We start from the raw sequence: 21,225 nt of genomic DNA, 5'->3' as shown, positions 1-21,225 counted from the left end.
TCATTCACTAGAGGATTTCAGGTGACGGACGAGGAAAACGATCGCTACAGGGCGCCAGCGCTCGACAAGGGCCTCGACATCCTGGAACTTCTCGCCGCCGTCGACGGCGGCCTCACCCAGGCGGAAATCGCCAAGCGGCTCGATCGCAGCCCCAACGAATTCTACCGCATGCTCGACCGACTGGTGAAACGCGGTTACGTCACCCGCATCGACGGCGACCGTTTCTCCCTCACCCTGAAACTCTTCGGCCTCGCGCAGTTGCACGCGCCGGTGCGCCGACTCGTCTCCTTCGCCGTACCGTTGATGCGCGAACTGGCCGAAACCTCGCGCCAGGCCAACCAGCTTGTCGTCTTCGACCGCGGCAATCCCGTCGTCATCGCCCAGCAGGAAGCGCCAGGCTACTGGGGCATCTCGATCCGCGTCGGTTCGCGCATCGGCCTGTTCGACACGGGCTCCGGCCACGCGCTGCTCGCCTTCCGCTCGCCGGAAGAGCGCCTGCGCATGATCGCCGAGCATGTCGGCGACGGCGGCACGGATGTGCGCGTCACGCCGGAATTCCTCGCACGGCTCGACCTCATCCGCTCCCGCGGCTACGAAATGATGCCAAGCGCCCAGACGGCGGGCGTCATTAACCTCTCGGCCCCCGTGCTCGGTGCGGACGGCAGGGCGATCGCCGCCCTGACGATCCCCTACATCACCCTGATCAATGCGCCGGTCGCGCCTGACATCTCGACGACCATCCAACTGCTCGGCGAGACGACGCGCAGGCTGTCAGAAATGGCGGGCGCCGGCTTCAATGCCGAGGAACAATAGGCCTCGTATCTGAACGCGTGATTCGCCAGCACCCCAAGCATTGGCTCATCCGTTCCTCGCAAAGCTCTTCAGGAAGAGCGCGTTGAGATCCGCTATGGCTTTTCCCGCCGGTTCACGGCCCGTCACGGCCTGATTGATGCGCTCAGACGCGGCCTCCTGGAAGGGCATGTAGCCATCGTGGCGGGGACGCAGCCAGGCACCCTCCAGCGTTCGGCGCGTGTTGCGGTAGAAGCCGAGCGTTGCGGCATTGGCTGCCTCGTCCTCCCATCCCGCCGCATGACCGGGCTGGCCACCGGTCTGCCAGTAGCGACCCGCCTGTTGCGGCCCTGCCGCAATCCAGTAGGCGAAGTCCACGGCCACCTTACGATGCGCCGAGAAGGCGGAAACGGCGATGCCCGTGCCGCCCAGCGCGGAGCCGACCGGTCCCGCACCGCCGGCAACCGGCATATCGGCAAAGGCGATGCGATTGGCCCGGAAGCCTGCAAGGGCGTAGCTGACATAGCCGTAAATCAGTGGCGAGACGCTGTAGTGCGACCCCGCCTCGCCCATCCGGTCCAGCACGGCGATAGGGTCCATTTCGGTGCAGGCGGCATCGGTGAGCGCGGCCAGTTCCCGGATCATCTCGATTGCCTGCACGCCGATTTCGACATCGACGAAAGGCACGTCCCTTTCCACCGAGCAGGGTCGGCCGAGATTGCCGCAAAGCGTGAAAAAGCACATCAGGGAATGCGGCGGGCGCAGCGGCAGCAGCATCTCCCCGGCTTTTGCAAGGTCAACAACCTCTGCCCACGAGCCCGGTGCCGCCGCCAACCGGTCTGGCCGGAAGGCCAGCACCTGCGTGGCGGCATCGACCGGGAAGGCCCATTGGCGGCCCCGCCAGTTGTAACTCGGGAACGAGAGGCCGACGGAGCCGCCCGCAAGCGCCGCGAAGGCCGCCTCGCGGCCGGGCAGGTCAAGTGGCGCGAGGCAGCTCTCCGCCGTGATCTGGCCGACATGGGGATGATCGATGACAATGAGATCGTAGCGGCGGGCGAGATCCTCGACCGGAAAACTCTCGAAATCCTGCAGCGAGCGCTTGTCCCATTCGATGGTGACGCCGGTTCTGGCAAACCAGTCCTGCGCACAGGCAACCATCGGATCATAGCCGCGCGGATGGCTCCAGGTCATGCCCCTGAGCGTGATCGCGCTCATCACGCAAACTCCGCGCGGATCGTCGCCGAATGTTCGCCGATGCGCGGCGCGGCGCGATGGCCGGCCGGGCGCTGACCGTTCACCCGCACAGGGCAGCGGGTCGTGCCGATCGAAACCGCATCTTCACGCGTCACCGTCTGCAGCATGTCGAGGATGCGGAAACCGTCACTGGCCAGAAGCTCTGGCCATTCCAGCACCTTTGAGCACCAGATGTCGGCGGGCTCCAGGATGGAGAGCCAATGGTCGACGGTTTCGCTCGCAATGCGCTCGGCGATGGTTCTCTTGATCGTATCGCGCGCGGTGAACCAGGCCCTGCTGTCGTCGCGATAGGGTGCCAGCGCCTCGATCTGCAGCAGATCCTGCAGGCGGCCGAGTGGCGTCATGGCGATCGCAAGATAGCCGTCCTTCGCCGGATAGACGCCGTAGGGTGCCGAAAGATAGGCATGCGCGCTGCGGAAATCCGAGCGCTGCGGCTTGCGGCCGCCGTCGTTGAGATGGGTGGTCAGCACCTCGAACTGGAAATCGATGAGGCTTTCGAGCAGGCTCGTCTGGATATGGGCGCCCTTGCCGGAAATACCGCGACGCACGAGGGCGGCGAGAATGCCCTGGCAGGCATTGGCGCCGGCGAGCATGTCGGCGACCGCCAGGCCGAAGGGCACCGGTCCTTGCGCCGCGTCGCCGTTCAGCCACATCAGGCCGGAGCGTGCCTGCGCCAGGAGATCCTGCCCTGGCCGCATGACCCAGGGGCCATCCTCGCCATAGCCGCTGATCGAGGCATAGACGATTGTCGGGTTGATCGCCTTGACGGCCGCATAGTCGAGCCCGAGGCGTTCGATGACGCCCGGACGGAAATTCTGGATGAGCACGTCGGCCTTGCCGAGAAGCCGGCGCAGGAAGGCAAGGTCGTCGGCGTTCTTCAGGTCTATGCCGAGGCTTTCCTTGCCGCGGTTGATGGCGTGGAAGAGCGTCGAATCCCCCCCGACCTCGGTGTCGCTGAGATAGAGCCGGCGGGAGAGATCACCGCCGTCCGGCCGCTCGATCTTGATCACGCGGGCGCCGAGATCGGCCAGCCGCAACGAGCAATAGGGGCCGGAGAGGAACTGGCTCATATCGACCACCGTCAGGCCGGCCAGAAGTCCTGTCTCATCCTGCATGCGCATGTCCTCCTGCGCTCCCCGAGGTCGCGCCGTGCAATTCTTATTTAAATTATTCTTTCATATATGGATTGTCGTTTCAAGCCTCGCAAGCCTGTCAACGGCTCACGTATGGATATGCCCCCGCCGCGGCCACGCGATCGGCCCCGGCAACGCCACGATTGCCAGGGTGGAAAGATCGAATGTCTTGCGCGGATCAGGCCGGTTTGCGTGGCGAAACGGCGATGCGGGTCCAGATGTCCAGCGTCTCGCCGGGAGAAAGCACTTTCAGGCCGTAGGCGTCGGCCCGGTCCGGCAGGTTGAAGGCATCGACGGGATGGCTGACCGGTTCGAAACAGAAAAAATCGGCATCGGCGGCAGGCGAGAAGACCACATACTGGTCCAGCACCTCGCTTGCCTCGATATCGGCCTGCAGACCACGCGCCGGCCAGCCGATCCGCGCCTTGCCGTCCCAGCCGTCGAACCAGTTATTGATCCACCGCGGCGGCAGGGACCTTGGCGCGTTGAAGTCCATATCCGGATGCTTCGCGATGGGCTCATGAGCCTTCGGAAGATGATCGGACTGCTCCAGCCAGACGCCCTTCGACGGCGCAGTGAGCGTCGTATCCGCATCGCGCACGAACCAGGGATGGAAGCCGGCACCATATGGCAGGCGTGTTTCGGCGCGGCTGACGAGGCTCAGTTCCATCACGAGGCCGGCGCCTTCCAGACGATAGCACAGCATCGCATCGTAGCGGAACGGCCCCGGCCCGTCCGACGACAGGGTCAGGGTAATGGAATCGCGGCTCCGGGAGGCCTCCGTCCATGTGGCGGAGAAGCCGTTGCCGTGGATCGGATAGGGCTCCGTCTCCACATTGCGCGGCAGGGCGTGAAAGGCCCCGTCGAAGGAAAACCCGCCGCCGGAGACCCGCCCGGAGAATGGCACGAGGAGGATGTTGGCGAGCGCAAAGGGATGGTCCGTTGCGGGATCCACCGTGCGAAAGACCGGCTGCCAGACGCCATCCTGCCTGACATCGAAACAGGTCAGGCCGGCACCAAGGTCGGGACGAACGCAGATGCGCGCTGCTCCATTGTCGAGTTCGATCCCCATTACCAGCCGCCGTCGATCGCGATGTTCTGGCCGGAAATCATGTCTGAGGCCGGCGAGACGAGGAAATGCACGAGATCGGCGACATCCGCCGGCTGGATGCGCGCCTTCAGCGACTGGTTCTCGAGGATCCAGTCATTGTACTGTTGCAGGCGATCGGCGAAGACGCGCGCCTCCGCCTCGGACACCACCGCGCCCGGTGACACCGCGTTGACGCGCACGCCATACGGACCCAGTTCGCGCGCCAGCGATTTCGTAAGGCCCAGCATCGCGCCCTTCGAGGCGACATAGGGCACATAGCCGTCCCAGCGCCCATTCAGGGTGACCGAGCAGAAATTGACGATCTTGCCGTAACGCTTTTCCTTCATCGCCGGGGCGACAGCCCGGACAAGCGCGAAGGCGGCGGAGGAATTGACCCGGACCTGATCCTCGTATTCCTCCAGCGAAAAATCCTCGAACGGCTTGTTGATGATCAGCGCCGCATTGTTGATGAGGATGACGATGCCGCCATGCGCGCGCGAAAGCGATTCCGCCCGCCGCTCCGCCGCAGCAAGGTCGTTGAGGTCCTCACCGACATAGGTAGCCGTAACGCCATGGGTTACGGCAACATCCGCCGCGAAGGCCGCGCCGCCCTCGGCGCCCGGCCGGTCGAGCAGCAGCAGGCTGGCGCCGGCACGGGCGAGCCGCGCGGCCTGGGCGCGGCCGAGCGTGCCGAGCGCACCGGTGATGAGGACGGTCTTTCCTGAAAGCTCTGTCATGGTCTCCTCACAGAAGGGCATGGACCTCGTCGATCGAGGTTGCAGCGGTCGGCTTGTCGAAGACGATCTCGCCACGCGCCATGGCGACGATGCGGTCGCAGGACTGGAAGACGTGCTGCATGTTGTGCGAGATGAAGATGCCGGTGAGGCCCTGCGCCTTCAGGCCGCGCACAAAGCCGATCACCTTGTCCGTCTCCTTGACGGAAAGATGGTTGGTCGGCTCGTCGAGGATCAGCACCTTGGACTTGAAATGCATGGCGCGGGCGATAGCCACGCCCTGCCGCTGGCCGCCGGACAGTTCGCCGACCAGCGCATCCGGCGAGCGCAGATGCAGGTCGACATCGGCGATGGCCTGCATGCTTTCGGCGCGCATACGCTTCTGGTCCATGAGGCCGACACCGAAGACCGACCATTTCAACGGCTCGCGGCCGATGAAGAGATTGCGGGCGATCGACATGGTCGGCACCATGGAATTGTACTGATAGATCGTCTCCAATCCGTGACGCATCGCGTCCTTCGGGCTGCGCAGATCGACGGTCTTGCCCTCGATAAGCACCTCGCCGGAATCCTGGTGGTGCGCGCCGGAAAGGATCTTGATCAGCGTCGACTTGCCCGCGCCGTTGTCGCCGACAAGGCCGACGGTCTCGCCGGGATGGATGGTGAGGTTGACATTCTTCAGCGCGTGCACGCCGCTGTACCATTTCTGCAGGTTGCGGCATTCGATGACCGGTGTCGTCACTTGTGCGCCTCCACCTTGATCTTGCGGGAGATCTTGCCCATCCAGGCATTGGCGATGACCGCAAACATGGTGAGCACGCCGATGGCGAACTTGAACCAGTTAGCATCGACGCGCGACAGCACCAGGCCATTGTCGATGGTGCGGATGAGCAGAGTGCCGATGATTGCGCCGAAAACCGTGCCGATGCCGCCGGCAAGCGCCGTGCCGCCGATGACGGCCGCGGCGACCGCCTGCAGCTCCAGCCCCTCGCCGATCGAGGGCAGCGGCGAGCCGAGGCGCAACACCTGTAGCAGGCCGGCGAAACCCGCCAGCACCGAGCAAAGCATGAAGCAGGCGATCTTCACGCGCTTGACGGGAATGCCCATCGAGGCCGCCGCCTCGTTGAAGCCGCCGGTGGCGCGGATCCAGTTGCCGAAATTGGTGAGCGACAGCAGCGCCGCGGCAAGAACGGCAATGCCGACGAACCAGACGAAGGACATGCGGAAGAGCGCGCCCTGCCAGATGTAATCCGTAAAGAGCCAGGTCGGCAGATCGGACGGCAGAAGCGGCGGAAAGCCCCCGGATATGACGATGGTGAGCGAGCGGGCGATGAACAGCATGCCGAGCGTGGTGATGAAGCTCGGGATCGAGAATTGCAGCGTCACATAGCCGTTGATGAAGCCGATCACCGCGCAGATGGCAAGGCCGAGCAGCACGGCGGCGGCGAAGGGCACGCCGGAATTGAGGATCACCGCCATCGACATCGGCATCAGCGCGAAGACGGAGCCGACCGACAGGTCGAACTCGCCGCAGATCATCAGGATCGTCACGCCGATGGCGACGAGCGCCATTTCCGGCAGAAGCCCCATGACGCCGCGTACGTTCTCGAAGGAGAGAAGCACGCCGTTCGACTTCACCTGGAAGACGGCAAGAAGGATGATCAGGAGGGCGAGGCCGGCAAGCTCCGGCTTGTCGAGATAGATTTTCAGAAACCGCTTCATGGGCTCCACTCGTGCTTCGGTGCCCCGCCGCATAGGCAAGGCACCGGTTTTCCCATAGGAGCGCCGGATCAGCGCAGGCCCTGCTTTGCCATTTCGAGAATGGTCGGCACGTCCTTGGGCGTGACGATGCCCTGCCCCGTGTCGATGTCCGACGGCGTCAGGCCGGCCGTCTTCCACAGATAGGCCTGCATGACCGGCATGAAGCCCTGTATGTAGGGCTGCTGGTCGACCTGCACCTGCACGTAGCCGGCTTCCATCTGCTGCAGAACCTCCGGCACGAGGTCGAAGCCGCCGAGCAGCACCTTGCCGGGCTCGATGCCCCGGTCCTTCAGAACCTTGGCGACGCCGGCATGCCAGTAGCCAGTGTCGAAATAGGCCGTGGTGTTCGGGTTGGCATTGAGATAGGCGCCGATGCGGTCGGCGGTCAGCGCAAGGTCGGTGGCCGAATCGATGCGCGTGATGGTGATCTCGCGATCGGCATGGGCGGCCTTGTATTCTTCCAGGAACTTCATCACGCCGCCGGCGCGCTGTTCGGACCAGGTCTGGCCCGGCGCGTTGACGCCGACCAGCAGGCTGAGCGGGCCTTCCTTGGGGAAATTCTCCGACTGCGCCTTGGCGAGCGAATAGCCGGCCGCCGTAAAGCCCTGGCCGATGAAAGCCTTGCGTGCATTGCCTTTGGCGCCTTCGCTGTCGTCGACATTGACGGCAAGCACGAGGATGCCAGCATCGACGGCTTCCTTGATCACATTGTCATAGGCCTTGTTGTCGACGATCGCGACGAAGATCGCATCCGGCTTCGTGGCGATCGCCGCCTGCAGGTTGGCGACGGCCTGCTCGACAGCGCCTTCGGTCTGCGTCAGAATCAACTGGCATGAGGCCCCGACCTTCTCGCAGGCGTCGTCATAGCCCTTCTTGACCGATTGCCAGAAGGTGTTCGAGGCGGACGAGTGGCTGATGAAGGCAATGTTGAGGCCTTCCGCGCTGGCGCCCGAGACCATCACCCCCAGGCAGAGGGCCGTTCCTGCAAGAAATTTCCGGATCATCATGATGCGTACCTCCCGTTGAACATCAATCGTGGTTGTTCCGGCGTCACTCCACGCCGTCGAAGAATTCCGTCCGCGCCCGGGCAATCTCGGGCAGCGATTTGAGGATCTCGCGCAGATGCGTGCGCAGCGCCGCTTCGGCCTTGCCGACATCGCCCGCAGCGATCGCATGGACAATGCGCTCGTGCTGCCCGATCAGCCGGCCGATCTGGATATCGTCGACGCTGAGGAAGCGCACGCGGTCCATCTGCGCCTTGACGCTTTCGATGACGCTCCAGGCATAGGCGCGGCCGGCCGCCGCTGCGAGCGTGTGGTGGAAGAGTTCGTCTAGCCGCAGGAAGGTAGCGCGGTCGTCCTGCGGCACCTGCTTCTGCCTTGCGATCTGATCGCGCAGTTCCCGCACGGTCTCGGCCGTATGCTCTGCGGTGACCTGACGCACGATATCGGCCTCGATCGCCTCGCGCACGAAGCGCACGTCCATTACGGAAGCGGTGGAAATCCGCGTCACATAGGTGCCGCGCTGCGGCAGGACCTGCACCAGCCCCTCCTCCGACAGCTTGATGAAGGCCTCGCGCACCGGCTGGCGGCTGATCGACAGGCTTTTGGCGATCTCCGCCTCCGAGATGCGCTCCCCCGGCATCAGCTCGGCTTGGATGATCTGCTCGCGCAAGATGCGATAGACCTGCGGCCCGACGGCCTCGGCGACCGAGAGAACGCGCTGCGGTTTGATGTTCTGCATTCCAGCCTCCCTCACTCCGTCAAAGGCTACTAGCCTACTACCATACGAGTCAAGCGATCAGCGCCGTGCCGGTCACTCCAGCGCCGAAGTCCGGCGCGAGACGTCGAATTTGCGGTCGAGATCCGGCGCAAGATCAATGCCATGGCCCGGTCCGGGCGGCACGGTGATCATGCCGTTCGTCACGGTTGGCAGTTGCGTCGTCAGGTCGGCGTACCAGGTCTTGTAGTAGGCGCGCACGCTTTCCTGCACGAGCGCGTTCGGCGCGTTCAGCGACAGGTGCGTCGAGGCGGCGAGTACCACGGGGCCGGTGCAATCATGCGGGGCCACCGGCAGGTGCCATGCTTCCGCCATGGTGGCGATCTTCTTGGCCTCGGAAAGGCCTCCGCACCAGGAAAGATCGAGCATGACGACGCCGGCAGCATCGGTCTCCATCAGATCACGAAAGGCCCAGCGGGTGGCAAGCGTCTCCGAGGCGCAGAGCGGCGCGCGGCTTGCCGCCGCATAACGCTTGAGGCTGGAGAGCGAATCCATCTTGATCGGATCTTCGTGCCAGAAGGTGGCATAGGGCTCCAGCGCCCGGGCGATCTGGATGGCCGGGGTGAGTTGCCACATGGAATGGAACTCGACCATGATGTCCATGCGGTCGCCGACGCGCTTGCGAATCTTCTCGAAGGGTTCGAGCGCCTTGCGCAGATCCGGCCCGGAAATGTACTGGCCGCCGCTCTTTTCCGCCGCGATGTCGAACGGCCAGATCTTCATGGCCGTGATGCCCTCCGACAGGAGGTCTTCGGCAAGCTCGTCCGCCCGCTCCAGAAAGCCGTTAAGGTCGTCATAGTCGCGCCGCGGGCCACCGATGCCGTAATTGCCGGTCTGCTGGCCCTTGGCCTCGCGCATGTAGGTGTTACCGGCGCAGGTGTTGTAGGTGCGGATCTCGCGCCGCGAGAAGCCGCCGAGCAACTGGGCGACCGGCAGGTTCGTCGCCTTGCCGAAGAGGTCCCAGAGACCGATATCCACCGCCGAATTGCCGCGCATTTCCGCCCCCGTCGAACGGAAGCCGAGATAACCCGTCAGATCCTTGGAAATACGGTCGATCTCAAGGGGATCGCGGCCGAGCAGTTTCGGCGCCACGACCTCGTGGATATAGGCCTCCACGGTCGCAGCCATGAAGAAGGTCTCGCCAAGCCCAACAAGGCCTTCGTCGGTGTGGATGCGCACCCAGAGGATGTTGGCAAAGTCGCGGGCGCGGACGGTTTCAAACGCGGTGATCTTCATGCTCAGTACACTCCCGCTGCCAGCAGCGCCTTCACCGTCAGGTCGAAATGCTCGACCATCGCCTGCTCGCCCGTCGTCGGGTCGCCATTGGCGATGGCCTGGGCGATGGTCATGTGACCGTCGATGCTTTCCTGCCGCGTCTCGTTGCTGGCGCGGCTTGCCCAGCCGATCGGCCAGGTCTGGCGCGTCACCACATGAAACGAGCCGACGATCAGCGAGAACATCGGATTGCGCGACGCTGCGCCGATCGCCTCGTGAAAGGCGATGTCGTGCTCCATGACCTTTTGCGGCTCTTCGAAATCCCGCTGCATCGCTTCGGCCAGCGCAACGATTGCAGCCGCCTCGCGGTCGGTGCGGCGCATGGCAGCAAGCACGACCGTCCGGCGCTCGACCGTGCGGCGGACATCGAAAATCTGCTGGATCGTCACCTGGTCGGTGTGCACGGCATGATCGGTGACCAGCGCCAGCACGTCTGCCCTGGGCGCCGCCACCCGGGGGCGCCGGCCGTTACCGATATCGATCAGCGTCAGCGCGGACAACGACCGATAGGCCTCGCGCACGATGCCACGGGAAACGCCGAGTTTTTCCGCGAAGGCGCCCTCGCTCGGCAGCCAATCGCCGACCTGCAGGCCATTTTCGCGAATATGGATCCGGACGGCATCCATGACGCCGCCGAGCAGCCCCTCGCCGCCCTTCTGACCACTGACCGCATCCGGTTCCGACTTCGATTCCATCGCGCCGCCCTTACCTATCACATAGGTTACTACATACCTCGAAATAGATTTACCGCCAGCTATTGTCAACGTAAATTTCATGGATAGGGAGAGCGGCGCTTGGAGACGGGAATCCGATGCACTACGGCCAGCATCGCCGCCAACGATGTCATCTGGTCCGGCGGGAAACACGCACTCTGCTGGGCGCACATCGGCGGCTAATACGCCCACCGTCACAGGCCGCGCAGCGCGGACATACAGACCCGGCCGACAACCGGGCTATCGAGTGATGAAGCGGCCAGACCCAAGCCTGATGTTTTTACGATCCACAGCGCAGCGTCCTTTCGGTGCGCGAGCACCGGAAGCGCGGAAATTCGCCATTTGCAGACCGGCATCGGCTGAGTATCAATTGGCCTTACAGGCCGCCGAGCAGGACGATATCGGCGGGCATGCCCGGCCTGAGGAAGCCGACGTTTGCCTCCAGCCCCATGAGGCGGCTCGGATTTGCCGTTGCCATCTTCAACGCGTCCTCGAGAGGAACACCCACGACATCGACCAGCCGCCGCAGCGAGGTCGCCATGTCGGTATGCACGCCGGCCAGCGAGCCGATACTGTTCACCAGCTTGCCGCCTTCAAGGCGGATGGTCTCGCCGTAGAGGGTGAAATGATCCGGCCCGTTCCACGTCGACATGGCATCCGAGACGAGCACCATGCGCCCGACCATCGGACGGGAACGGATTGCCAGGCGCAGCACCGCATCGTCCACATGGTGCCCGTCGGCAATGAAGCCACAATAAAGATCGCTGTCGAGCGCGGCGCCCACGACACCCGGCTCGCGCGAGGTGATGGGCGTCATCGCATTGTAGAGATGGGTCACCGCTCGCGCGCCCTCCGCAATCGCGGCCCGCGTCGTCGCGGCATCGGCCGCGGTATGGCCGAGCGAGACGACGACGCCCATCGCGCGCAGCGACGCGATCGTTCCCGGCGGCACGCATTCCGGCGCGAGCGTCAGGAGGACGGGCACATTGGCGGCGCGCAGGCGCCGGACACAGGAAAGCGTATCGTCGTCAATCGGGCGGATGAAGCGTGGATTGTGCGCCCCCTTGCGTGCCACGCTGATATGCGGGCCTTCGAGATGAACGCCGACGATGCCATCCCGCCCGACCGCGGCGATCACGGCTGAGACGGCCTTTTCCATCACCTCGGGCGCATCCGTGATCAGCGTCGGCAGGATGGCCGTCGTGCCGCCCGGCCGATGCGCAGCGGCGATGGCGCGGAGACCATCGGCCGTCGGCGTGCCGTTGACCATGACACCGCCGCCGCCATTGACCTGCACGTCGAAGAATCCAGGCGATGCGAGGCCGTTCGTCCGCCAGACGGGCAGGTCGTCCCGCCCCGCCTCCACAACCGGGTGCAGGTCGTCGATGCGTCCCGCCACGATGCGCACGGCGCGGCCCGTATCGAGCGTCTCGCCGTCGAAAAGCCTCTCCGGCACGAGCCACCACGCCTCGGTCGCGTCGATATCGAAGGGAGCCACGTCCTGCCCGGCGATGACCGTCATCCCGCGGACCTCGCAGACGCCGCATAGTAGGGCGCAAGCGCCGCCTGGATCTGCGCATAGACGAGAGCCAACCGCCAGTCGCGCACGCGCGATGCCAGGCGATCGGCACGCGCAAGAACGCCAGGCGCGAAATATTGCTCCAGCACCATGCGCGGCGGCCGGGTCTCGCCGAGGAGGGACATCAGGCGCTCCACCGCCTGCCGCGCCGCCGGCTGGGTCCAGTAGTAGCGGATGCGGTCGGCATAACTGAAGTGCCGCAGCAGGCGAAGCTGTGCCTCGCCACCGCTGTAATGTTTGCGCCAGTTCGCGGGATCGGCCAGCATCAGGTCCTCCATGACGGCAGGAACACGCGGACGATCCGGCTCCGCACCGATCCAGTCCGACACACCTTCCAGCGCATAGACCGCCTGGCGATAGGCATGGGTCAGCGCCGGACCGACCTTCAGCACCGCGAAATGACGCCGCCCGAGCTCGGGATAGACGTCCGGCGCCTGGTAATCTGTGGAATGAGCCTCGAAACTCAGGCCGGGACGATCGCGCAGCACCGGCGACAGGCGATCGGGCGTTGCCGAATCGAAGGCATGGATGTGGTCCGGCGCAAACTCCAGGCCCGGCTGGACCACGAGGCCCACTGCCCGTTGCCAGGCACCATGAAGCCCCAGGGCCTCGAAATGATCGCGATGCGCCGCGATGGTGGCCTCTGCGCTTTCCGGCGTCGTCGGGGCGATGCCCTGCCCGCCCTCCTCCGCCCGGGCACCGCCGGGCGGCGGCACTTCCGTGCCATACATGTAGCTCAGCGACGACGGGTCGTCAGTGGCGGCCTCGCAGACGCCCGCAAGTTCGGCCGCCCGCGCGGCGCTGACCGCATCGGCCACCTGGGCAGGCTCACCCGCGCAGCCTTCCGAGCAGTCGAGATGGATCTTGGTAAAACCGGCACGCACATAGGCCGCCGCGAGGTCCCGCGCATGCGCCATCGCCACATCGGCCGGCTGGCTGCGCCACACCTGCGGCCCGAGATGGTCGCCGCCGAAGAGCAGTGGCTGGCCCGATGCGCCGACGCGATCGCGAATCTCGTGCACGAAGCGGATGAAATCGGCCGGTTGCATGCCGGTGTAGCCACCGAACTGGTTGACCTGATTGCTCGTCGCCTCGACGAGCAACGGAACCCCATGCTCTTCGGCGAGAAGAAGTGCGGCGGCGATGACATCCGGATGCGCCGAACACACTGAGGGCATGGTCTCGCCCGAACCCGCGCGGTTGCGGGCGATCAGAGCACGCAGCTCCTTCATGGCCGGCCCTCCCGCAGCGATTGGCGGGCAAGGATGGCCGCGCCCCGGGTTCCGCTGGCGTCGCCATGCAACGCGATCCGAAAGACGGGGCTGCGCACGCCCGGCAGCTTGTGCGCCTCGAAGGCCGCGGCAAGGTCGTCGGCAAGGCCAGCCATGCGCGACAGGCCGCCGCCGAGCACGACGCAGTCCGCGTCGATCGTCAGCTGGATCGTGTGAACGAGTTCGCAGAGCAGGTCGAGCCAGATGTCCAGCACGGACCGCATCGCCGCGTCGCCTCCGGCCGCAGCCACGACGATCTCCTCCGCCCGCAGCGGCCGGCCGGCGACGTGCTGCGCGATGCGCGTCAGGCCGGGGCCGGACACGTAGGTCTCGTAGCATCCGGTGCGTCCGCAACCGCAGGCGACGAGCGGCAGGCCGTAAGTCGCCACGCGCTCGGCCGGCAGGCCAAAATGGCCGACCTCGCCGGGAAGCCCGTTGAGGCCCTTCGCCAGCCGGCCATCGACGCAAACACCACCACCGACGCCCGTGCCGAGAATGAGGCCGAAGACGGTGCGATGGCCCTCGCCCGCTCCACCATTGGCTTCCGACAGGGCAAAACACTTGCAGTCGTTCTCCACCGGCACGCGGCGGCCGAGGCACGCCGAAACGTCGGCGCCAAGGCTGCGCCCGGTCGCCGGCAGATTGGAGGTCACCGAAAGCCCGGTCGCTGCATCGATCAGCCCCGGCAGGCCGATGCCGATGGCGGCAAGGTTGTCGGCTTTTGCCTCAAGCCAGCCGGCCTGCTCGGCAATCGCCGCCACGAGGTCGTCGTAGCTGTCCTTGCGGGTATCGATCCTGCGCTTTTCGATCGGCTGCAAGTCGTCCCCGAACAACGCCGCCTCGATCTTCGAACCACCGACATCGATGGCGCCATAGGCGGCCGGGGCGGGCTTCGGCAGGTCGTAGAGCGTCACGCCGGCAACGACACGGGTAAGGTTCCGGCCGGCAAAGGGGTCATCGACCGCAAAACCGAGCCGGTCCGACCAGATCACGGCCAGCATCTGCGCAACGATGACATGCAGCACGGAACCCCAGGCATCGTTACCGATGGCGGGCACGTCGATATCAGCGCCGCCCGTCGCCGCGCCGAGCCGCACGATGGCCTGGGGACCGAACTGCACGGCAATCTCCCGGGCAAGGTCGATGTCATAGGCCTGCGTGAACGGATCGGCCGATTGCAGGACGAAGACCAGCGTATTCTTGTTCACCACCGCCTTCGGGCCGTGGCGAAAGCCGAGCGTCGAATCCCAGGACGTGGCGATGCCGCCGGCCGTCAGCTCCAGCACTTTGAGTGCACATTCCCGCGCCGAGCCAATCAGCGGACCGGAACCGAGGAAGACGACGCGCTCGGGCGTGGCGAGCCTAGCAAGATCGGCAAAACCGCGGCCGATCAGTCCCTCCGCCGCATCGGCAAGGCGCGCCAGCAGCGCGGTCGGCTCGTCCGGCGGGGCGGGATCGAAGCAGGCGAGCGCCGAAAGCAGCATCGTCGTGTAGCTGGAGGTCATGGCGAAGCCGCGGTCGTTCGTTTCCGGCGGGAGCAGGATCGTCCGTTGTTCGCCCGGCCCCGGCCCCATCGGCCGCGCCAAAGCGCTCTCGGCGTTGCAGGTGATGTGCAGGCGGTCGGCCTCGGGCGCATGCGCATCCAGCAGCCGGAGGGTGCCAAGGGTTTCCGAACTGTTGCCGCTGCGGCCGAAGGAAACGACCAGCCTGCGTGCGCCGGGCCTCAGGAAGCTCAACGGGCTCGACACGAGGTCCGTCGTCGGCACGGCGCGGAAGCGCGCAGGGCCGGCGGCGCGGTTGAGATAGGATGCCAGCGTCTCGCCGATGAAGGCGGAGGTGCCGGCACCGCAGAACCACACCTCATCATGCGCGCGGCTTGCCAGCCATGGGCGGATTTCGGCGGCAATGCCGGCAAGTTCGGGGGCGAAAGCCCGCCAGACCGCGGGCTGCTGGCGGATTTCCCGCGTGGTGTCCCAGCGGTCGAGGCCGGGGATGGCGGTGGAAGCGCTTTGCGACGTCATTTTGCAGTCTCTTCGATTGGTTCCACGCGGTGAACGGCAACGCCCCGCGCCTCGATCGCGGCGACCACGTCGTCGCCAAGACCGGTATCGGTGATGATCGTGTGGATGCGCTCGATCTCGCAGAAGCGGTGCAGGCCGGGCGCACGGAACTTCGTCGAATCCGCCAGCACGACGACACGCCGCGAAACCTGGATCATCGCCGTGTTCTGGTGCGCTTCATCCTCGTTGAAGGTGCTGAGGCCGGAGGCGGGATCGATGGCGTCGGCACCGAGATAGACGGCGTCGAAATGCATGTTGGCAAGCGTGTTCTCCACCATGCGGCCGGAGAGCGAGCGCGATTCATGGCGCAGCACGCCGCCCGGCAGCATGATGGAATGCTGCGTTGCCCCGCGCAGCGCATCGACGATGTTGAGGCCGGTGGTCATCACCGCCAGCGGGTCGGCATCGCGAAGCGTTTCAGCGAAGAGCTGGGCGGTCGAACCGGAATCGATGATGATCGAGCGGTCCGTGCCGATCAGCGTGCGCGCGTGGCGCGCAATGGCACGCTTCAGTGCGAGGTTGACCACGGCCTTGTCGGTGATCTGCGGCTCGAGGAACGAGCTGCGCTCGGCTGCCGGCCCGTTCGCCAGCGCCATGGCAAGCGCGATGCGGAAATCCGGAATGCCCTTGTAACCGTAGCGACGGCAGAAGCGGATAACGGAGGGCTCGCTCACCTCCGCGGCGGCGGCAATCTCCTGCACCGGCTTGTGCATGAAGCCCTCCGGCGCGGCGAGCATGTACTGCGCCACCCGCCGGAAGGTCTTGTTGAGTTCCGGCAAATCGGCGGAAACGGTCTCGATCAGGGTCTGGCCGGGTGGGGGAACAGAGGTCAAGGCACACTCCTTTCGACCAGACTGCCGGGCTGCGCACCGGCCTCTCGCATCCGGTAACGCAAGTTGCGGCCCATCGCATCAAAGAGTTGCAGGCGCTCCTGCGCCAGCGTGAAGGAGAGCCGATCGCCGGCCCTGACACCCGCCTGGCCGGCAAGCTTTGCCGTCAGGGCCTGGCCGTCCGCCAGCCGGCCGTAGACGATGGTCTCGCCGCCAAGCTGTTCCACCACCTCAACCGTCGCGCTCAGTTCGCCGCCGTCGGACGCGGTCATATCCTCCGGGCGGACGCCGAGCTCCAGCCCCTCCAACGGTGAAGGTACGGCCGAGGGCGGCAGGTCGAGGGCAACACGCCCGGCGCCGGGAAGCGTACCCGTCACCCTCCGCCCCTCATTGGCAGCCGAAGCGAAGCGGATGAAGTTCATCGGCGGCTGCCCAAGGAAGCCGGCGACGAAACGGTTGATCGGGTTGTTGAAGAGTTCGAGCGGCGCGCCGACCTGCTCGATAATCCCCTGCCGCATCACCACCATGCGGTCGGCAAGCGTCATGGCCTCCACCTGGTCATGCGTCACGTAGATCATGGTGTTGCCGAGCTTGGCGTGGAGCTTGGCCAGCTCGACGCGCATCTCGCCCCTGAGCGAGGCATCGAGATTGGACAGCGGCTCGTCGAACAGAAAGATGCGCGGATTGCGTGCCAGCGCCCGGCCGATCGCCACGCGCTGGCGCTGGCCGCCGGAAAGCGCCTTCGGCTTGCGGTCGAGCAGCGCCTCCAGCTTGAGGAGTTTTGCCACCTCGATCACGCGCGCCCGGATGTCCGGTTTCGGCGTGCCCGCGATCTTCAGGCCGAAACCGATGTTCTCGGCGACCGTCATGTGCGGATAGAGCGCGTAGGACTGGAAGACCATGGCGACGCCCCGTTTCACCGGATCGGCCGCGGTCATGTCCTCACCGTCGATGGCGAGGGTGCCGCCGCTGATCGGCTCCAGTCCGGCAATGCAGCGCAGCAGCGTGGACTTGCCGCAGCCCGACGGCCCGACCAGCACGACGAACTCGCCGCTCGAAATGGCAAGGTCGGCGCTGCGGATGATCTCCAGGCTGCCATAGGATTTGCGAAGCTCGCGGATCTCGACCGTCGTCATCAGTTCGTCCCGTCTTCGAGCACGACCCGCATGCGGAAATCGAGATGTTCCGGCAAAGGGTTGGCCCTGTTGTGCGTTTCCAGTTCGGCGGCAGTGGGCGCGCGGCCCAGCCGCTGTTCCAGTCGACCCGTCTGCAGGGCGTGCCAGAGGTCGGCCGAAAGATCCTCGCCTTCGCGGATGGTCGCGAACTCGACCGCCAGCAGCGCTTCCAGCGTATCGAGATCACCCCGCGCCGCCGCCACCGAGGCGCGGGCGAGCACGATGCGCTCCTGCGCTGCGACGGCCTCCGGAAGGTCGGCCAGGAAGGTTTCAAGCGCGGCGGACCGGTCGGCACGCAGCAGGAACTGCACGATCTCGACAGCCAGCTCGGCCGGGGCATCCTCGGCCTTCCAGGCGGCAAGATAGAGCCGCTCGGCCTCCGCGCCGTTCTCCGTGATCAGAGCCTGCTGGCGCAGCCCCAGCCAGCTTGGGTGCGCCGCCGTCGAGCGCGCGAATAGGTCGCGCGCCGTTGCCACGTTCTCGCGGTCGAGCGCGGCGATGCCGAGCAACAGCTCATGCAGCCATGTCTTCCCCTGTGCTTCGGCGCTGCGCTCCAGCGCTGCGACCCAGGCGTCCGAAACCGCAAGGTCGGCGGGAACACGGGCCAGGTTGGCTGCAGAGATCTTGCCGCTTTCTGCAAGGTCGTCCCAGAGGTCGGCGGTCCGGTCGACGGAGAAATCGAGGCCTGCGGCAAGCGGCTTGCCGGTGAGTTTTTCCTGCCGGCCGCCCCAGGGCGAGCCCGCGGCAAGGCGACGATCGACCGGCATCTGCGACAGGCGCGCCAGGAACCCGTCGACTTCCGTGAGGTCGGCCTGCGGGAAACGCCGATCCACCGCCTCCGCCGTCGCGCGTTCAGCGATCGCATAGCTCTCGCAATGGGCTGCGGCCGGATCGACCGACAGGCCGCCATAGACCTCGGTCCAGCGCGTTTCGCTTTCCGCAGCCAACACGAAGCGCTGGTTCTGCGTCGGCGTGATGCCGGCCTGGATCTCGATGTAGTCGCCCTCGTCCTTGCGCGCGAGATAGTCCATCCAGTGCTGCCCGCCGGCCGCCGTGCCGAAATAGAAGAACTTCCGGCCCTTCAGGCCCGATGTCGCCGTCTGCGCAAGGCCGGTGCCCGTCTTGTCGAGGGCGGCAATGAACAGGCGCTTTGCATCAGGCTTGCGGAAGAAGACCGATGTCGCCCCCTTCCAGAGGCCCGGATAGGAGCCATCGAAGCGCGCCGGATCGGGAAAAGCGAAGCGCGCAAGCTCGTTGCCCGGCAGGACATGTTCGATCGCATAATCCGCAGGGCTGATGACGCGCATGCCGGCACTCGCCGGTACGGCGACATTGGTCCACCAATAGGCGTGTTTTTCCACCGGCGCGGCATTGACGATGCGCCCGTGCACATAGAGCCGGTCCTCGCCCGCCGGCAGGAAGAGATCGATCTGCCAGGTGGCCTCGACGATACGGTCGAACTCGTAGATGCGCAGCACCGGGCCGCGCTCCGTCTCGACGACGCCGGCAAAGACCGGAGCCGCGGTGAAGGGCGTATGGCCGGGGATAAGCCCGTTCCACTCGATACCGCCGGAAAACCAGGCGTTCAGCGCAGCCAGATTGGCCGGCTGGAAGACGGGATTGCGGAAGACGAGATCGCGGCCGAGCGCGTAGTCGTAGAGCTGCATGATGCGCCCGCCATATTGCGGAGCGACAGCGATGCGCAGCCGGCCGTTGTCGAGCACGATCAGCGGCATGTCTGCGGGCTGCTGTGCGCGGTCGTAGTCGTCATAGACGCGGTAGGGCAGGATGGAATCCTTGCCCCAGTCGAAGGCGTTGGCGCTTTCTTCCGCGGTAAGGCCGCGCGACGGTGGTGTCGCCTTGTCCGGGATCGGCTGCTGCCAGCGCAGGCGCGGCAGTCGGCTCGGGTCGCCAAGATGGGACATCGGCAGGGTCACGACCGTTTGCTCGATTGTCGTAACGCCCTCGGCGCGGGGTTTCTGCAGGGTCTGGTTCACTTGACGCCTCCCATGGTGATACCGCTGATCATCCGCTCGGAGAGGATGATGAAGAGAATGATCGTCGGCACCATCACGATGGTGACGCCGGCGAAGAGGCCGGCCCAGTCGCCGCCCGAATATTGCATGGACGTGATCAGCGAATAGATGCCGAGCGAGAGCGTCCGGTTCTCCGGGCTGTTGAGGAGCACGAGCGAGAGCTGGTACTCGTTCCACAGGCCGACGAAGTTGAGGATCGCGACCGTGGCGATGCCGGGGCCGGCGAGCGGCAGCATGACGTGCCGGAACACCTGGAAATCCGAGCAGCCGTCGATGATCGCCGCTGATTCCAGTTCGGACGGCAGCGAGGCGAAGAAGCCTTCCAGCACATAGATGCTGAACGGAATGGAAAGCGCCACATAGACGAGGGAGAGCCCCGTCAGGCTGTCCCCGAGCCTCAGCGTCGTCATGATGACGAAGAGCGGCACGAAGAGCAGCGGGATCGGCACACCCATGCCGAAGGCAAAGAAGTTCGACAGCGCCGCCCGCCCGGCAAAGCGCCCGCGGCTCAGCACATAGGCGGCCGGTACCGAGACGAGGAGCAGGGCGATGACCGAGACGGAAGTGACGATCAGGCTGTTGAGGAAATAGTCGCCGAAGCGGCTGTTCACCCAGGTCTTGACGTAGTTGCCCCAGGCGGGATCAAGCGGGATCGACCAGGGTTTTCCGAAAAGATCACGGTTGCGCTTCAGTGAGGCGAGAATGATCCAGAGCACGAAAAAGACAGAAAGGGCCGACCAGCCACCAATCACGAGATAGGAAAACCCGCGTTTTGCGCCGCGCAGCGTCAGAAGCTTGCTCATCTCAATACTCCACGCGTTCGCGCTTGAAGACGACGCGCAGCAGCACGATCGTGACGAGAGTCAGGAAGAAGAGCGCGACGCCGATGGCGGTCGAATAGCCGAGCGCATAGACCGGTTCACGCTGGCCGAAACCCATGATGTAGAGGTAGATCGCGGGCGTATAGAGGTTCTGGTCGATGTTCGGGCCACCGAAAGCGTAGGGGAACTCGACGATCTTGATGGCATGGATCGACCACAGCACCAGCGTGATCAGGATGACGTCCCAGATCATCGGCAGGGTGATGAGGCGGAAGATCTGAAAGGTGCTCGCACCCTCGAGCCGTGCGGCCTCATACATGTCGATCGGCACCTTGTCCGCACCGGCGAGGATGAGGATCGTGTAGAAGCCCGCCGAGATCCAAACGAGGCCGACCATCATGGCGAAGAAGACGTTCTCCGGCGCCGTCCAGGAGATGGAGGCAAGTCCCGTGAGGCCGAGCGCCTTCAGGAGGCTGGTCAACAGGCCGTAGCGCGGCATGAAGACGAAGGACCAGAAGGTCGTGATCGCAACGACCGCGATGATGTTCGGCAGGAAGATCAGCGCGCGAAACAGTTTCTTGCCCCACAACCCCGAATTCAGGAGCATGGTGAAGACAAAGGCGAGCCCGAAGGTGGCAATGCCCCCCACGACCATGATCAGCGACATGTTGCGCAGCGCCTGCCAGAAGATCGGATCGGCGAGGAGACGCGTATAATTGCCGAGCCCGACCCAGACCGGCGTGTCGCCGAAGCCTGATGTCTTGAACAGGCTGAGATAGAAGGCCTGCAGCGCCGGAAAGATCAGCAGGCCGAGATAGAGGATGAGGGCGGGCGCCAAAAACGCCACCACCATGCGTCGCCTCATCATCGCGTCGTCTCCATTGGGCAAAATGTTTGATCGTCACAAGGCCGGCCGGGGCGGCGC

At 65.3% G+C, this 21,225-nt stretch carries 19 protein-coding genes; 1 reads left to right on the top strand and 18 read right to left on the bottom strand.

The window, feature by feature from the left end; all coding sequences use genetic code 11:
• Window positions 1-21: 21 nt before the first annotated feature.
• On the top strand, window positions 22-813 hold the full coding sequence (locus AKG11_RS18250; protein ID WP_023514812.1) for an IclR family transcriptional regulator: 792 nt from the start codon (window positions 22-24) through the stop codon (window positions 811-813).
• 45 nt (window positions 814-858) lie between these two features.
• Here AKG11_RS18250 and AKG11_RS18245 read toward each other — a convergent pair whose 3' ends face one another.
• From AKG11_RS18245 to AKG11_RS18160, 18 genes are all read right to left on the bottom strand, one after another.
• On the bottom strand, window positions 859-2,004 hold the full coding sequence (locus AKG11_RS18245) for an extracellular solute-binding protein (protein ID WP_050744902.1): 1,146 nt from the start codon (window positions 2,002-2,004) through the stop codon (window positions 859-861).
• Window positions 2,004-3,158 carry a CaiB/BaiF CoA transferase family protein gene (locus AKG11_RS18240; protein ID WP_050744991.1) on the bottom strand — a complete coding sequence of 385 codons (1,155 nt, stop codon included), beginning with the start codon at window positions 3,156-3,158 and terminating at the stop codon, window positions 2,004-2,006. The genes AKG11_RS18245 and AKG11_RS18240 overlap by 1 nt, the downstream gene beginning before the upstream one ends.
• Window positions 3,159-3,354: 196 nt before the next feature.
• Window positions 3,355-4,248, bottom strand: coding sequence for an aldose 1-epimerase (locus AKG11_RS18235; protein ID WP_050744901.1), 894 nt, complete (start codon window positions 4,246-4,248; stop codon window positions 3,355-3,357).
• Window positions 4,248-5,003, bottom strand: coding sequence for an SDR family oxidoreductase (locus tag AKG11_RS18230; RefSeq protein ID WP_050744900.1), 756 nt, complete (start codon window positions 5,001-5,003; stop codon window positions 4,248-4,250). Before AKG11_RS18230 ends, AKG11_RS18235 begins: the two co-directional genes overlap by 1 nt.
• A 7-nt stretch (window positions 5,004-5,010) precedes the next feature.
• On the bottom strand, window positions 5,011-5,742 hold the full coding sequence (locus tag AKG11_RS18225) for an ATP-binding cassette domain-containing protein (RefSeq protein ID WP_023513672.1): 732 nt from the start codon (window positions 5,740-5,742) through the stop codon (window positions 5,011-5,013).
• Complete coding sequence (locus AKG11_RS18220) at window positions 5,739-6,722, bottom strand: ABC transporter permease (RefSeq protein WP_050744990.1); 984 nt, start codon at window positions 6,720-6,722, stop codon at window positions 5,739-5,741. The genes AKG11_RS18225 and AKG11_RS18220 overlap by 4 nt, the downstream gene beginning before the upstream one ends.
• A gap of 68 nt (window positions 6,723-6,790) precedes the next feature.
• Entirely contained in the window at window positions 6,791-7,765 is a 975-nt protein-coding gene (locus tag AKG11_RS18215) for a sugar ABC transporter substrate-binding protein (RefSeq protein WP_050744989.1), read from the bottom strand.
• A 46-nt stretch (window positions 7,766-7,811) separates the two neighbouring features.
• The gene (locus AKG11_RS18210) at window positions 7,812-8,504 is read right to left on the bottom strand and encodes a GntR family transcriptional regulator (protein WP_050744899.1); all 693 of its coding nucleotides are present in this window, start codon (window positions 8,502-8,504) and stop codon (window positions 7,812-7,814) included.
• Window positions 8,505-8,576: 72 nt separating this feature from the next.
• Window positions 8,577-9,776: a mandelate racemase/muconate lactonizing enzyme family protein gene (locus AKG11_RS18205; protein WP_050744898.1), complete on the bottom strand. Its 1,200-nt coding sequence runs from the start codon at window positions 9,774-9,776 to the stop codon at window positions 8,577-8,579.
• A 2-nt stretch (window positions 9,777-9,778) separates the two neighbouring features.
• Window positions 9,779-10,510, bottom strand: coding sequence for a FadR/GntR family transcriptional regulator (locus tag AKG11_RS18200; protein WP_050744897.1), 732 nt, complete (start codon window positions 10,508-10,510; stop codon window positions 9,779-9,781).
• A 394-nt stretch (window positions 10,511-10,904) separates the two neighbouring features.
• Window positions 10,905-12,050, bottom strand: a complete 1,146-nt coding sequence (gene nagA, locus AKG11_RS18195; protein ID WP_050744896.1) for an N-acetylglucosamine-6-phosphate deacetylase — start codon at window positions 12,048-12,050, stop codon at window positions 10,905-10,907.
• Window positions 12,047-13,339, bottom strand: coding sequence for a class II D-tagatose-bisphosphate aldolase non-catalytic subunit (locus AKG11_RS18190; RefSeq protein WP_050744895.1), 1,293 nt, complete (start codon window positions 13,337-13,339; stop codon window positions 12,047-12,049). Before AKG11_RS18190 ends, nagA begins: the two co-directional genes overlap by 4 nt.
• Window positions 13,336-15,399, bottom strand: a complete 2,064-nt coding sequence (locus AKG11_RS35145) for an ROK family protein (RefSeq protein ID WP_088016441.1) — start codon at window positions 15,397-15,399, stop codon at window positions 13,336-13,338. The genes AKG11_RS18190 and AKG11_RS35145 overlap by 4 nt, the downstream gene beginning before the upstream one ends.
• Window positions 15,396-16,271, bottom strand: coding sequence for a DeoR/GlpR family DNA-binding transcription regulator (locus AKG11_RS18180; RefSeq protein WP_050744894.1), 876 nt, complete (start codon window positions 16,269-16,271; stop codon window positions 15,396-15,398). Before AKG11_RS18180 ends, AKG11_RS35145 begins: the two co-directional genes overlap by 4 nt.
• Complete coding sequence (locus tag AKG11_RS18175; protein WP_088016442.1) at window positions 16,268-17,404, bottom strand: ABC transporter ATP-binding protein; 1,137 nt, start codon at window positions 17,402-17,404, stop codon at window positions 16,268-16,270. Before AKG11_RS18175 ends, AKG11_RS18180 begins: the two co-directional genes overlap by 4 nt.
• Entirely contained in the window at window positions 17,404-19,440 is a 2,037-nt protein-coding gene (locus tag AKG11_RS18170) for a DUF5107 domain-containing protein (RefSeq protein ID WP_050744892.1), read from the bottom strand. The genes AKG11_RS18175 and AKG11_RS18170 overlap by 1 nt, the downstream gene beginning before the upstream one ends.
• Window positions 19,437-20,282, bottom strand: coding sequence for a carbohydrate ABC transporter permease (locus tag AKG11_RS18165; RefSeq protein WP_023513660.1), 846 nt, complete (start codon window positions 20,280-20,282; stop codon window positions 19,437-19,439). Before AKG11_RS18165 ends, AKG11_RS18170 begins: the two co-directional genes overlap by 4 nt.
• Before the next feature lies 1 nt (window position 20,283).
• Window positions 20,284-21,168: a carbohydrate ABC transporter permease gene (locus tag AKG11_RS18160; RefSeq protein ID WP_081870758.1), complete on the bottom strand. Its 885-nt coding sequence runs from the start codon at window positions 21,166-21,168 to the stop codon at window positions 20,284-20,286.
• Between the last annotated feature and the right edge of the window lie 57 nt (window positions 21,169-21,225).

The organism is Shinella sp. SUS2 (assembly GCF_001262505.1).
Lineage (GTDB): Bacteria > Pseudomonadota > Alphaproteobacteria > Rhizobiales > Rhizobiaceae > Shinella.
This window is presented reverse-complemented; position numbering and strand designations above follow the sequence as displayed.